The 14,018-nt window shown below is 62.3% G+C and carries 12 protein-coding genes; 9 read left to right on the top strand and 3 right to left on the bottom strand.

The annotated features are described in order from the left end of the window. Positions 1-135: 135 nt before the first annotated feature. The 3 genes from ACP7EW_RS15645 to ACP7EW_RS15635 form a co-directional block, all read right to left on the bottom strand. Positions 136-2,034 carry a PhoX family protein gene (locus tag ACP7EW_RS15645; RefSeq protein ID WP_426218198.1) on the bottom strand — a complete coding sequence of 633 codons (1,899 nt, stop codon included), beginning with the start codon at positions 2,032-2,034 and terminating at the stop codon, positions 136-138. Between the two features lie 78 nt (positions 2,035-2,112). Further along, positions 2,113-2,877, bottom strand: coding sequence for a TOBE domain-containing protein (locus tag ACP7EW_RS15640; RefSeq protein WP_426218196.1), 765 nt, complete (start codon positions 2,875-2,877; stop codon positions 2,113-2,115). Between the two features lie 58 nt (positions 2,878-2,935). After that, the gene (locus ACP7EW_RS15635; RefSeq protein ID WP_061434385.1) at positions 2,936-3,673 is read right to left on the bottom strand and encodes a ComF family protein; all 738 of its coding nucleotides are present in this window, start codon (positions 3,671-3,673) and stop codon (positions 2,936-2,938) included. 92 nt (positions 3,674-3,765) lie between these two features. Between ACP7EW_RS15635 and bioB the strand changes: the two genes are divergently transcribed. The 9 genes from bioB (at position 3,766) to ACP7EW_RS15590 (ending at position 14,016) form a co-directional block, all read left to right on the top strand. Continuing rightward, entirely contained in the window at positions 3,766-4,821 is a 1,056-nt protein-coding gene (bioB, locus tag ACP7EW_RS15630; protein WP_426218193.1) for a biotin synthase BioB, read from the top strand. Between the two features lie 3 nt (positions 4,822-4,824). Next, positions 4,825-6,006 carry an 8-amino-7-oxononanoate synthase gene (bioF, locus tag ACP7EW_RS15625; protein ID WP_426218192.1) on the top strand — a complete coding sequence of 394 codons (1,182 nt, stop codon included), beginning with the start codon at positions 4,825-4,827 and terminating at the stop codon, positions 6,004-6,006. Further along, on the top strand, positions 5,999-6,730 hold the full coding sequence (locus ACP7EW_RS15620; RefSeq protein ID WP_426218190.1) for an alpha/beta fold hydrolase: 732 nt from the start codon (positions 5,999-6,001) through the stop codon (positions 6,728-6,730). Before bioF ends, ACP7EW_RS15620 begins: the two co-directional genes overlap by 8 nt. Further along, positions 6,723-7,535 (top strand): malonyl-ACP O-methyltransferase BioC, encoded by an 813-nt coding sequence (gene bioC, locus ACP7EW_RS15615; RefSeq protein ID WP_426218188.1) that lies wholly within the window; start codon positions 6,723-6,725, stop codon positions 7,533-7,535. The genes ACP7EW_RS15620 and bioC overlap by 8 nt, the downstream gene beginning before the upstream one ends. Then, positions 7,532-8,212, top strand: a complete 681-nt coding sequence (gene bioD / locus ACP7EW_RS15610; RefSeq protein WP_016977846.1) for a dethiobiotin synthase — start codon at positions 7,532-7,534, stop codon at positions 8,210-8,212. Before bioC ends, bioD begins: the two co-directional genes overlap by 4 nt. A 106-nt stretch (positions 8,213-8,318) precedes the next feature. Beyond that, on the top strand, positions 8,319-8,600 hold the full coding sequence (locus ACP7EW_RS15605; protein ID WP_016977847.1) for a hypothetical protein: 282 nt from the start codon (positions 8,319-8,321) through the stop codon (positions 8,598-8,600). 252 nt (positions 8,601-8,852) lie between these two features. After that, positions 8,853-10,658 (top strand): phenylacyl-CoA dehydrogenase, encoded by a 1,806-nt coding sequence (locus ACP7EW_RS15600; protein WP_016977848.1) that lies wholly within the window; start codon positions 8,853-8,855, stop codon positions 10,656-10,658. A 208-nt stretch (positions 10,659-10,866) separates the two neighbouring features. Further along, positions 10,867-12,156, top strand: a complete 1,290-nt coding sequence (locus ACP7EW_RS15595) for a diguanylate cyclase (protein ID WP_133075376.1) — start codon at positions 10,867-10,869, stop codon at positions 12,154-12,156. A gap of 90 nt (positions 12,157-12,246) precedes the next feature. After that, on the top strand, positions 12,247-14,016 hold the full coding sequence (locus tag ACP7EW_RS15590) for an acyl-CoA dehydrogenase C-terminal domain-containing protein (RefSeq protein WP_426218185.1): 1,770 nt from the start codon (positions 12,247-12,249) through the stop codon (positions 14,014-14,016). The last annotated feature ends 2 nt before the right edge of the window (positions 14,017-14,018 follow it).

The raw sequence follows: 14,018 nt of genomic DNA, 5'->3' as shown, positions 1-14,018 counted from the left end.
GGCCGGGTATGGTAACAGTGATAGGTGGTGACTGTGCGGACGCCTTCGCGAGCAAGCCCGCTCCCACATTCGACCGCATTCTCATGCTGGAACTCGGTCAAGTGTGGGAGCGGGCTTGCTCGCGAAGAGGGCTTATCAGGCGCCGACTATCCCACCGTCATCCCGCCGAATCGCCATCACCGACGAGCGCGGCTTGCCATTCGGCAGATGCTCCGGCCAGGTCGAACCACCGGTTTCGCCGGGGTGCTGGATCCCCACAAACAGCGTCTTCTGATCCGGCGAGAAGCTGATGCCCGTCACTTCACAGGCCACCGGTCCGACCATGAAGCGGCGGATTTCCCCGGTGGAAGGGTCGGCGCAGAGCATCTGGTTGTTACCCATTCCCGCGAAATCCCCCGCGTTGCTGTAGTCCCCGTCGGTGAGGATCCACAAGCGCCCGGCCTTGTCGAACCCCAGGCCATCGGGGCTGTTGAACATGTTCTGCGGGTTGATATTCGACGACCCGCCCTTCGGTGTTCCGGCGTGAACGCCTGGGTTGCCGGCCACCACAAACAGGTCCCAAGTGAATTCCATACTGCCGTGGTTATCGGCGTCGGCCTTCCAGCGCAGGATCTGGCCGTAGACGTTTTTCTCGCGCGGGTTGGGGCCGCCCACCGGCTGGCCCTCTTCACCGCGCTTGGCGTTGTTGGTCAGGGTGCAATAGACCTGGCCGTCGGTGGGGCTGACCACGATCCATTCCGGGCGGTCCATGCGCGTGGCTTTCACCACACTGGCGGCCAGGCGCGCGTGGATCAGCACTTCGGCCTGGCTGGCGAAGCCGGTGCTGGCGTCGATGCCGTTTTTGCCGTGGGTCAGCTCGACCCATTGGCCCTTGCCCTTGGGGTGGTCGGCGTTGCCGTCGCCTGCGTCGAAAATCGCCACATACAAGGTGCCGTGGTCGAGCAGGTCTTTGTTGGCCTTGGGGTTCTTGTGGTTGATCTTGTCGCGGCTGACGAACTTGTAGATGAATTCGCCGCGCTCATCGTCGCCCATGTACACCACGGCGCGGCCGTCGCGGGTTTCCGCGAGGGCAGCGTTTTCGTGCTTGAAGCGGCCCAGGGCGGTGCGTTTGGCTGGGGTGGATTGCGGGTCGAACGGGTCGATTTCCACCACCCAACCGTGGCGGTTGAGTTCGTTGGGGTTCTTGGCCATATCGAAACGCGGGTCGTGCTGATGCCAGTTGATGTCTTTGCTGGCGGCGACCACGCCATAACGTTTCTGCCCGGCATCGAAGGTTTGTTGTGGGTTGCTGCTGCCGAAGCAGTCGGTGAAGTTCTCTTCACACGTCAGATAAGTGCCCCATGGCGTCTTGCCGTTGGCGCAGTTCTGGAAGGTGCCCAGGGCTTTTTTGCCGGATTTGTCGGCGCTGGTTTTCAGCCAGTCGTGGCCGGCGGCGGGGCCACTGAGGCGGATCGGCGAGTTGCCGTGGATGCGGCGGTTGTAACGCGAGTCCTGCACGAACTGCCAGGTGTCGCCCTTGCGCCGCACTTCGATGACCGACACGCCTTCGCTGGCCTGGGCCTTGTGCACGTCTTCGGCCGATTGCGGCGCGCCGCCGTGGGCGAAGAGGTAGCGGTAGTTGGTGTATTCGTTGTTGATCGCCATCAGTGCGCGGTTGTCATCACCGGGGAAGGCAAACAGGCTCATGCCGTCGTTGTTGTCGCCGAACTGCTGTTCCTGGGCCTTGGCCGTGCCGTTGCCGGACGGGTCGAAGGCCGGCGCGCTCTTGCTCAGCGGCTGGCCCCAACTGATCAACACCGACGCGCTGTAGCCCGGCGGCAAGGTGATGGCGTCGCTGGTGGCGGCGGCGATGCTGGTGAACCCCAGCAACGGGCTGGCGCTGGCGGCGTTGACGGCGAGGGCGCTGCGGGTCAGCAGGTTGCCACCCAGGAACATCGCGGCGCCACACAGGGCACCGGCGCCGATGAAACGGCGGCGAGTGAGGCCGACCATCTGCTCAAGGTCGGTGGCTTGGTTTTCTTCTAATAGGCTCATCTCAGGCTCCCTGCGGTTTTTGCAGACACCATAAGGAGCGGGCGTGACGAAATTGTTGCAGTTTAAATAGCGGGCCGCTTACACCGGCGTGCCGAGCAGCACATTGCTCGGCGCAAATTGAACCTGGATCGCTTTGCCTTCGGTCACGCGCAGCGCCTTGAGCGTGGCGGGCTGCGCCAGGGCGCATAAAACCTGACCGTTGGGCAGGGTGACGCGCACTTCGCTGGGGCCGTCCTCGGCGTCGAGAATGGCGTCGACGATGCCGCTCATGCAATTGTGTCCAGTTGTTGCGAAGGCCTCGGGTGCCAGTAACTCCAGCCAGCCGGCCTTGATCAGTGCGACCACTTCCACGCCGGTTTCCAGTTCCAGTCGCTGCGTGCTGTCGTGGGTGATCTGCGCAGCCAGGGTCAGCCCACCGGCCAGTTGCAGGCGGATCAGATCATTGCGACCCTGTTGCTCGATGGCGACGACCTGACCATGCAGTTGATTACGCGCGCTGGTGCGCAGCATCAAACGGCCGAGCAGGTTGAAATCACTGGCGGCTTCGTCCGAGCCCAGTACTTCGGCCTGCAACACTTGCAGGCGCTGATAAAGGCGTAACACCCGCTCACCTTCTGCCGTCAGCTTGGCGCCGCCGCCGCCTTTGCCGCCGACGCTACGTTCCACCAGCGGTTTTTGCGCCAAGTTGTTCAACTCGTCGATGGCATCCCACGCCGCCTTGTAGCTCAAGCCCGCGCTCTTTGCCGCGCGGGTGATGGAGCCCTGCTCAGCGATGTGCGCCAGCAAGGCAATGCGCTGGGGACGGCGGATGATGTGTTGACTGAGGGACGTTGGCAGAGACATGGGCATACGCTTCGATGGGATAAGCCGAACGTTGCGGGCAAGGGTGGCCGGAGTCAAGTCAACTGCCCGGTTTGGGCGTGCGGGCCACGCAGTACACATCGACTTGTCGTGCGCCGGCATTCATCAACAACCGCGCCAGGCTGTGGGCGGTCGCGCCAGTGGTGAGTACGTCGTCCACCAGCGCGAAGTGACGGCCTTGCACCCGTGCGTCGGGCGCCAGGGCGAAAGCGCCGAGCAGGTTGCGTTGTCGGGTCTTGGCATCGAGGGCTTGTTGCGCCACGGTTTCATGGGGGCGTAACAACAGGTGTTCATCGTAGGGAATGTGCAAGTCGTGGCTGAGCCAGCGCGCCAGCATCAAGGCCTGGTTATAGCCGCGTTCACGCAGGCGCTTGCGGGCCATGGGTACCGGCAGCAGGCAGTCGGGGCGTGTGAGTCCGGTGTTGTCGAAGCGATGTTGCATATGCTGCGCCAACAGCCGCGCCAGCATCTGCCCCAGGGGCCAGCGCGCTTGGTGCTTGAAGCGGCTGATCAGGCTGTCGACCGGAAAGCTGTAGGTCCAGGGCGCGATCACCTGTTTAAAGGCCGGCGGATGTTTCTGGCATTGGCCGCAGATCAACCCCTCCATCGGCAAGGGCAGGGCGCACAGGTTGCAGTGTTCTATCAGCCACGGCAGCTCGGTTTCGCAGACGTTGCACACAGAGTCGGCTGATTGCGTGGCCTCATCGCAGATTAAACAGGTTTGAGTGTTTTTTAACCAGATGTAAACCTGGTGTTTGTAGGCTGGTTGACAGTGCATGAATCTTCCTTAAATATGCCGAGCATCCGTGTCGTGCCTGTGGGTATTGCCCTTCCCGCAGCGCTTGCCAAAGCATAATCAAGGAATCGCCCATGAGCGCCAGCACCACCGCCACTTTGCGTCACGATTGGTCCCTCGCCGAAGTCAAGGCACTGTTCGTACAGCCGTTCAATGACCTGCTGTTCCAGGCGCAGACCGTGCACCGCGCGCATTTCGACGCCAACCGTGTCCAGGTGTCGACGCTGCTGTCGATCAAGACCGGCGCCTGCCCGGAAGATTGCAAATATTGTCCGCAGTCTGGCCACTACAACACTGGCCTGGAAAAAGAGAAGCTGATGGAAGTGCAGAAGGTCCTCGAAGAGGCTGCCCGCGCCAAAGCCATCGGCTCGACCCGCTTCTGCATGGGTGCCGCCTGGAAGCACCCGTCGGCCAAAGACATGCCCTACGTGCTGCAGATGGTCAAAGGCGTGAAGGCCATGGGCCTGGAAACCTGCATGACCCTCGGTCGCCTCGATCAGGACCAGACCGAAGCCCTGGCCCAGGCGGGCCTGGACTATTACAACCACAACCTGGATACATCGCCCGAGTTCTACGGCAGCATCATCACCACCCGCACCTACAGCGAGCGCCTGCAAACCCTGGCCTACGTGCGGGATTCGGGGATGAAGATCTGCTCCGGTGGCATCCTCGGCATGGGCGAGTCCCTCGACGACCGCGCCAATTTGCTGATCCAACTGGCCAACCTGCCGGAGCATCCGGAATCGGTGCCGATCAACATGTTGGTGAAAGTGGCCGGTACGCCGCTGGAAAACGCCGAAGACATCGACCCATTCGACTTCATCCGTATGCTCGCCGTGGCGCGCATCCTGATGCCGCAGTCCCATGTACGCCTGTCGGCCGGTCGCGAAGCAATGAACGAGCAGATGCAGGCCCTGGCGTTCTTCGCCGGCGCCAACTCGGTTTTCTACGGTGACAAACTGCTGACCACCGCCAACCCGCAGGCTGACAAGGACATGCAACTGTTCTCGCGCCTGGGCATCCTGCCGGAAGCCCGTGAAGAACACGCGGATGAAGTGCATCAGGCGGCGATCGAGCAGGCGTTGGTGGAGCAGAAGAGCAGCGAGCAGTTCTATAACGCTGTGGTGTGAGGGATGTCTTTCGATCTCTCCGCGCGCCTCGCTGCCCGCCGTGCCGAACACCTTTATCGCCAGCGCCCGCTGCTCGACAGCCCCCAAGGCCCGGAAGTGGTGGTGGACGGCAAGCCGCTGCTGGCGTTCTGCAATAACGATTACCTGGGCCTGGCCAATCACCCACAAGTGATTGAAGCCTGGCGCGCCGGTGCGTCCCGCTGGGGCGTGGGTGGCGGTGCGTCGCACTTGGTGGTCGGGCATGCGACGCCGCACCATGAGCTGGAAGAAGCGCTGGCCGACCTTACCGGCCGCCCGCGTGCGCTGCTGTTTACCACCGGCTACATGGCCAATCTCGGTGCGGTCACGGCGTTGGTGGGGCAGGGCGATACGGTGCTGGAAGACCGGCTCAACCATGCCTCGTTGCTGGATGCGGGCCTGCTGTCGGGGGCGCGTTTCAACCGCTACCTGCATAACGACCCTGCAAGCCTGGCCAAGCGCCTGGAGAAAGCCACCGGCAATACCCTGGTGGTCACCGATGGCGTGTTCAGCATGGACGGCGACCTGGCCGACCTGCCCGCGCTGGCCCGTGAAACCAAGGCCAAGGGCGCCTGGATGATGGTGGATGATGCCCATGGTTTCGGCCCATTGGGTGCCAACGGCGGCGGTATCGTCGAGCACTTCGGCCTGAGCCAGGACGACGTGCCAGTACTGGTCGGCACCCTCGGCAAGGCGTTCGGCACAGCCGGCGCTTTTGTGGCGGGCAGTGAAGAACTGATCGAAAGCCTGATCCAATTCGCGCGTCCGTACATCTACACCACCAGCCAACCGCCGGCACTGGCCTGTGCCACCTTGAAAAGCCTGGAGCTTTTGCGCACCGAACATTGGCGACGCGAGCACCTCAACGACCTGATCCGCCAGTTCCGTCACGGCGCCGAGAAGCTCGGGCTGGACCTGATGGACAGCTTCACGCCGATCCAGCCGATTCTGATCGGCGACAGCGCCAAGGCCATGCACCTGTCGCAGATGCTGCGCGAGCGCGGCCTGATGGTCACCGCCATTCGCCCACCCACCGTGCCGGCCGGTAGCGCGCGTTTGCGCGTGACCTTGACGGCGGCCCACACCGAGGCGCAGGTGCAGCTATTGTTAAACGCATTGGAAGAATGTTTCCGCTTGTTAGGCGCCACGGAGCCCGACCATGCGTGATCGACTGATATTGCTGCCGGGTTGGGGCCTCGGTGTATCGCCGCTGGAGCCGTTGGCCGCTGCATTGCAAGGCTTGGACGAACACCTGCAGGTGCAGATCGAGCCGTTGCCCGCACTGGATTCCAGCGACCTGAATGAATGGCTCGACGAACTCGACGCCACGCTGCCGGACAACGCCTGGCTGGGCGGTTGGTCGCTGGGTGGCATGCTGGCTTCGGAGCTGGCGGCGCGCCGTGGAGAACGTTGCTGCGGCCTGCTCACGCTGGCGAGCAACCCGTGTTTTGTCGCCCATGAAGGTTGGCCGAGTGGGATGCCCGCCGAGACCTTCGATGCGTTTCTCGCCGGTTGCCACGCCGACTCCCAAGTGACCCTCAAGCGCTTCGGTTTGTTGTGTGCCAAAGGCGCCGAAGACCCGCGTGGGTTATCGCGCTTGCTGGTCAGTGGCGCGCCGAATACCCCTTCCAGTGTGCTGATGCCCGGCCTCGAACTGCTCGCCCAACTCGACACCCGCGAAGCCTTGCTGGCGTATCGGGGTCCGCAGTTGCACCTGTTCGCCGGGCTGGACGGATTGGTGCCCGCCGAAGCCGCCAGCGATCTGCTGGCACTGCTGCCCGATGTTGAAGTCGGCCTGATTGAACAGGCCGGCCACGCTTTTCTTCTGGAGGACCCCCACGGTGTCGCGGGGGCCATCCAGGCTTTTTTGCATGAGTGCGTCGATGACTGATTTATCCCACGCCCCGCTGCCAGGCGCCTTGCCGGACAAGCGCCAGGTGGCGGCGTCCTTTTCCCGTGCAGCCGCCAGTTACGACAGCGTTGCCGAGTTGCAGCGCGCAGTGGGCAGCCAATTGCTGGCACGCTTGCCGGCTGACATTGCGCCGCAACGCTGGCTGGACATGGGCTGCGGCACCGGTTATTTCAGCCGCGTGCTGGCCGAACGTTTGCCCGCCAGCCAAGGCATTGCACTGGACATCGCCGAAGGCATGCTCAATCACGCGCGTCCGCTGGGGGGGGCGCAGCACTTCGTCGCTGGCGATGCCGAGCGCTTGCCGCTTAACGCTGGCAGCGTGGCGCTGATTTTCTCCTCCCTCGCGGTGCAGTGGTGCGCAAACTTTGAGGCGGTGCTCAGCGAGGCCTACCGCGTGCTGCAACCGGGTGGCACGCTCGCTTTTGCCAGCCTGTGCGTGGGCACGCTGGAAGAGTTGCGCGAAAGCTGGCGTGCGGCGGATGGCCTGGTTCACGTCAACCGCTTCCGTACGTTTGAGGGTTATCAGCAACTGTGCGCAGCCAGCGGCCTGCGGGTGGTGAGCCTGGAGCGCCGTCCCCATGTGCTGCATTACCCGGATGTACGCAGCCTGACCCATGAATTGAAAGCCCTCGGTGCGCATAACCTCAACCCCGGCCGGCCGGGAGGGTTGACGGGGCGCGCGCGGATTGTTGCACTGGTAAACGCTTACGAGCAGTTCCGTCAGGCCCAAGGTCTGCCGGCGACTTATCAAGTGGTGTACGCCGTACTGGAGAAACCTCTATGAGCGCCGCTTACTTCATCACTGGCACCGACACCGATGTCGGCAAAACCACCGTCGCCGCCGGCCTGCTGCACGCAGCGCGACAAGCCGGCAGAAGCACTGCCGCCGGCAAACCCGTGGCTTCCGGCTGCCAGGTCACGCCCAAAGGCTTGCGCAACGCCGATGCACTGGCGTTGCTGGCCGAATGTTCGTTGCCCCTGACGTATGCCGAGGTCAACCCGGTGGCGTTCGAACCGGCCATCGCGCCGCATTTGGCGGCGCGGGAGGCGGGCGTCTCTCTGACCGTGCAATCCTTGCTCAAGCCCATGCAGCAGATTCTGGCGCGCGAAGCAGATTTCACCTTGATCGAAGGCGCAGGCGGTTGGCGGGTGCCTCTGGCCGATCAGGCGAACCTGTCGGATTTGGCCATGGCGCTCAAGCTGCCGGTGATCCTGGTGGTGGGCGTGCGCCTGGGTTGCATCAGTCATGCCTTGCTCACCGCCGAAGCCATCGCCCGTGACGGTTTACAGCTGGCCGGGTGGGTGGCGAATATCATCGACCCCAAGACCTCCCGTCTGGAAGAAAACCTTGCCACCCTGGCCGAGCGGCTGCCTGCACCCTGTCTGGGCCGTGTGCCGAAACTCAAGCAGGCGGGGGCTGAAGCGGTGGCGGAATACTTGCAGCTGGACTTGCTTGACTGATTTTGGCTATCGCTAAGGCATTATGCCATTAGTGTTTTTGACGGGCGTTTTGCGGGCAACTCTGCTTCAATCACGATTCACGATTCTCTAAAGGCAGGCTTACGCCATGGAAATCTCTGGAAGCAGCGCGTTTTATTCGGGCCTGAGCAGCATTCAGACCGGGCAGAACCGTGTCGACCAGGCGGCCGGCAAAATCGCCAGCGCTGCGACGACCCAGCCCTCGGATGCGCAAAGCGACCGTCTGCAAGCCAACGACCGCGCCCAGCCGTCCAACTCGGCCAGCAACATGGTCGAAATGGCCCAAGGCAAATTCCAAGTGGAGCTCGGCGCCAAAGTCGCCAAGGCTTCGGATGAAATGCTCGGCACCCTGATCGACACCTACGCTTAATCCCCTCTGACTCCCACCGGCCTCTTACTGAGGTCGGTTGTGCTTGCACAATTCTTGATTCCCTTCTGAACTCCTTGTGGCAACCCGCCGCAGGCGTCGCCGTGCGCGCCTTTGATTCACGTCATGACAAACGGCATCCGGACGACGCTTGACATCCCCAGGTGGTAAACGTATGTTTCAAACACCTGTTTGACCGCCACAACAATTCCACGCGGTTGTTCATTCCAGATACATCAGCAGAGGTTTATCGCTATGCCTGACTACAAGGCCCCCTTGCGTGATATTCGCTTCGTTCGTGACGAACTGCTTGGCTATGAAGCGCACTATCAGAGCCTGCCGGCTTGCCAGGACGCTACCCCGGACATGGTTGACGCCATCCTTGAAGAAGGCGCCAAGTTTTGCGAGCAAGTACTGGCACCGCTGAACCGCGTGGGCGACATCGAAGGCTGCACCTGGAGTGAGTCGGGCGTTAAAACCCCAACCGGTTTCAAAGAAGCCTACAAACAATTCGTCGAAGGCGGCTGGCCAAGCCTGGCCCACGACGTGGAGCACGGCGGCCAAGGCCTGCCGGAATCCCTGGGCCTGGCCGTGAGCGAAATGGTGGGCGCCGCCAACTGGTCGTGGGGCATGTACCCTGGCCTGTCCCACGGTGCGATGAACACCATCTCCGAGCACGGTACTCCCGAGCAGCAAGAGGCTTACCTGACCAAGCTGGTGTCGGGTGAATGGACCGGCACCATGTGCCTGACCGAGCCACACTGCGGCACCGACCTGGGCATGCTGCGCACCAAGGCCGAGCCTCAGGCCGACGGTTCCTACAAAGTCTCCGGCACCAAGATCTTCATCTCGGCCGGTGAACACGACATGGCCGACAACATCGTCCACATCGTACTGGCCCGCCTGCCGGATGCACCGGCCGGCACCAAAGGTATCTCGCTGTTCATCGTGCCTAAGTTCCTGCCGAACGCCGACGGTTCGATTGGTGCGCGCAACGCCGTGACCTGTGGATCCCTTGAACACAAGATGGGCATCCACGGCAACGCCACCTGCGTGATGAACTTCGACGCGGCCACCGGTTTCCTGATCGGCCCGGCGAACAAAGGCCTGAACTGCATGTTCACCTTTATGAACACCGCTCGCCTGGGTACCGCGCTGCAAGGCCTGTCCCACGCCGAGATCGGCTTCCAAGGCGGCCTGAAGTACGCTCGCGACCGCCTGCAAATGCGCTCCCTGACTGGCCCCAAAGCGCCGGACAAAGCTGCCGACCCAATCATCGTGCACCCTGACGTGCGCCGCATGCTGCTGACCATGAAAGCCTTCGCCGAAGGCAACCGTGCGATGGTGTACTTCACCGCCAAGCAAGTGGACATCGTCAAGTACGGCACCGACGACGAAGCCAAGAAGCAAGCCGACGGCCTGCTGGCGTTCATGACCCCGATCGCCAAAGCGTTCATGACCGAAGTCGGTTTTGAATCCGCCAACCACGGCGTGCAGATCTACGGCGGCCACGGCTTTATCGCCGAGTGGGGCATGGAGCAGAACGTTCGCGACAGCCGCATCTCGATGCTGTACGAAGGCACCACCGGCATCCAGGCCCTGGACCTGCTGGGCCGTAAAGTGCTGATGACTCAGGGCGAAGCGCTCAAGGGTTTCACCAAGATCGTGCACAAGTTCTGCCAGGCCAACGAAGGCAACGAAGCCGTCAAAGAGTTCGTTGCACCGCTGGCGGCACTGAACAAAGAGTGGGGCGAGTTGACCATGAAGGTCGGCATGGCCGCGATGAAAGACCGCGAAGAAGTGGGTGCCGCTTCGGTGGACTACCTGATGTACTCCGGTTACGCGTGCCTGGCTTACTTCTGGGCCGACATGGCGCGCCTGGCGGCCGAAAAACTGGCTGCCGGTACCACCGAAGAGGCGTTCTACACCGCCAAGCTGCAGACTGCGCGCTTCTACTTCCAGCGCATCCTGCCGCGTACCCTGGCCCATAAAGCCACCATGCTGTCGGGCGCAAACAACCTGATGGACATGAAAGAAGAAGACTTCGGCCTGGCTTACTAAGCCTTACCGGGTTCACTTCAAGAGCCGCCGCTCCTTCACGGGAGCGGCGGCTTTTTTGTGGGCGATAAAAAACCACAGTAAAGCGCTCAGGGATTACCGCTGGCTGCCGTTACAGTGATGGCAATGTGATACATGCGTGCCAGGTTGTGCTTAACTGTCGGCATAAAGGCACAGTGCCATCATTTTTTTGCGGGTCGGAGTTTTACCCTTGTCGCGCGTGTCCGCTGTACGTTTCAGTCACTTTTTACCTTCGTTGCTGCTTCTGCTGGCCGGGCTCTCGGCTGCGTACGTCAAGGACCTCAACGTCTTCTTCACGTCGCTGTTCAATGTGTTGCCGACCCTGGTGCTGTTGCTCGGTGGCTCGTACTGCGCGGTGTATCGCCGTCAGCGTGAACTGTTCCTGATGATCACGGTGTACATCGCCTACTTCCTGCTGGATACACAGACCGATTTTTACCGCGACAACGGCCGCGTGCGCGAAGACGCGGCGGTGGTGTTTCATCTGTGTTGTTTGTTGCTGCCGTTGTTGTTCAGCATCTACGCGCTATGGCAGGAGAAGACCCACCTGTTCCGCGACTTCGTCGCCCGTGGCGCGGTGTTGCTGGCGATCGGCAGCGTGGCCTTGGCGCTGGAGCAGAGTTATCCCCAGGCGGTGCTCAATTGGCTGGCGGAGATTCGCTGGCCGGCGCTGCATGGCAGCTGGATGAGCCTGATCCAGCTGTCATACCCGATGTTCCTGATCGGCTTCCTGACCCTGGCGGCGCAGTACTGGTATCAGCCGCGCCCTCTGCACGCGGCGCAACTGGTGGGTTTGCTGGGGCTGTTCTGGATGTTGCCGCAGACATTCATCCTGCCGTTCACCCTGAACATCATGTGCAGCCAGGTGATGCTGATGATCGCCGCCGGTGTGGCCCATGAGGCTTATCAAATGGCTTTCCGCGATGAACTCACTGGCTTGCCGGGGCGTCGCGCGCTGAACGAGCGCATGCAGCGGTTGGGGCGCAACTATGTGCTGGCGATGAGCGACGTCGACCACTTCAAGCGCTTCAACGACACCCATGGCCATGATGTCGGCGACCAGGTGCTGCGCCTGGTGGCGAGCAAGCTGTCCAAGGTCAACGGTGGCGGGCGCGCTTATCGCTATGGTGGTGAGGAGTTTGCCGTAGTGTTCGCCGGCAAGACGGTGGAGGAATGCATGCCGCACTTGGAGGAGATCCGCGAGATCATCGCGGACTATGATATCAAGCTGCGCAATTCGGACCGCCCTCAGGACGACCACCAAGGCCGTCAGCGCCGTGCGGGCAGCGGTGCATCGAGCGTTTCGGTGACCATCAGCATCGGCGTGGCCGAGCGCCAGGCCGAGCAGCGCACGCCCGAAGAGGTGCTCAAATCCGCCGACCAGGCGCTGTACGCCGCCAAGGGCGCCGGACGCAACTGTGTGGTCGCCGCCGGGCAAACCCGTCGTGGCGCGGTGCGCACAGAGGGCGCTGCCGGTTGAGTGATGGCGCTGTATTCAGCAGCGCTACAGTGATTGTCCGAGGCAATGCCCGGCAGTAGGTTGAAACCATCTGCTGACGGAGACATTGCCATGCCTGACTACAAAGCCCCCCTTCGTGACATGCGTTTTCTGATCGACAACGTGTTTGATTTCCACGGCCATTACGCCGCCTTGGGCGCGACCGATGCCAGCCCGGACATGGTCAGCGCGATTCTCGAAGAAGGCGCCAAATTCTGCGAAAACGTACTCGCGCCGCTCAACCGCAGCGGCGACGAAGAAGGCTGCCATTTCGACAATGGCGTCGTCACTACGCCCAAGGGTTTCAAGGAAGCCTTCGCCCAGTACGTGGAGGGTGGCTGGCACGGCGTGGCGGCAGACCCGGCCTACGGCGGCCAGGGCTTGCCGTCGTCGCTGGGCCTGGTGCTCAGCGAGATGATCGGCTCCAGCAACACCTCCTGGGGCATGTACCCAGGGCTGACCCACGGCGCGATGTCGGCGATCCACGCCCACGGCACCGCCGAGCAGAAAGACACGTTCCTCAGCAAACTCACCGCCGGCGAATGGACCGGCACCATGTGCCTCACCGAAGCCCATTGCGGCACCGACCTGGGCCTGATCAAGACCCGCGCCGTGCCCCAGGCGGACGGCAGCTATGCGGTCACCGGCAGCAAGATCTTCATCTCGGCCGGCGAGCACGACATGAGCGCCAACATTATCCACTTGGTCTTGGCCAAACTGCCGGACGCACCGGCGGGCACCAAGGGCATCTCGCTGTTTATCGTGCCCAAGTTCCATGCGGACTCGGGTGAGCGTAACGCGGTGCACTGCGGCTCCATCGAGCACAAGATGGGCATCAAGGGCTCGGCCACCTGCGTGTTGAACTTCGACGGCGCCAAGGGCTTTTTGATTGGTGAGGCGAACAAAGGCCTCAACTGCATGTTCACCATGATGAACCACGCGCGCCTGGGCACGGGGATGCAGGGCCTGTGCAATGGTGAGGCGAGCTTCCAGGGCGCGATCAAATACGCCAACGACCGCCTGCAGATGCGCTCGCTGACCGGTGCCAAGTCCCCGGATAAAGCCGCCGACCCAATCATCGTGCATCCCGATGTGCGCCGCATGCTGCTGACCATGAAGGCCTTCAACGAAGGCAATCGCGCACTGACCTACTTCACCGCACAGTTGCTCGACACCGCGCACCTGAGCAACGACGCCACCCAGCGCCAGGACGCTGAAGACCTGCTGGCGTTCCTCACACCCATCTGCAAAGCCTTCATGACCGACACCGGCCTTGAGGTGACCAACCACGGCATGCAGGTCTTCGGCGGTCACGGCTACATCCGCGAGTGGGGCATGGAGCAACTGGCCCGCGACGCACGGATTGCGCCGATCTATGAAGGCACCAACGGCATCCAGGCCCTCGACCTGCTGGGGCGCAAGGTATTGGGCAGCCAGGGCAAGTTGCTGCGTGGCTTTACCAAGATCGTGCATAAGTTCTGCGCGGCGAATGCCGAGCACCCGCAACTCAGGGCCTATGTGGCGCAACTCAACCAACTGAACGGTGAATGGGGCGAACTGACCACCAAAGTCGGCATGGCCGCGATGAAGAACCCCGATGAAGTGGGGGCGGCGGCCGTGGATTACTTGATGTACAGCGGCTACGTGATCCTCGCGTATCTGTGGTTGCGCATGGCGATGGCTGCCCTTGAGCAACCGGACTCGGATTTCTCCAAGGCCAAGCTCGCGACCTGCGACTTCTATTTCAAGCGCCTGCTGCCACGTACCGCCACCCACCGCGCTGCGGTGGAAGCGGGCAGCGAATGCCTGATGAGTCTGCCTGCGGAGGCATTTGCGCTGTAGTG

It is taken from the genome of Pseudomonas sp. DWRC2-2 (assembly GCF_049897885.1).
Taxonomy (GTDB): Bacteria; Pseudomonadota; Gammaproteobacteria; order Pseudomonadales; family Pseudomonadaceae; genus Aquipseudomonas; species Aquipseudomonas azotoformans_A.
Note: the sequence above shows the minus strand (reverse complement) of the source record. Positions and strands in the feature narration are given on the sequence as shown.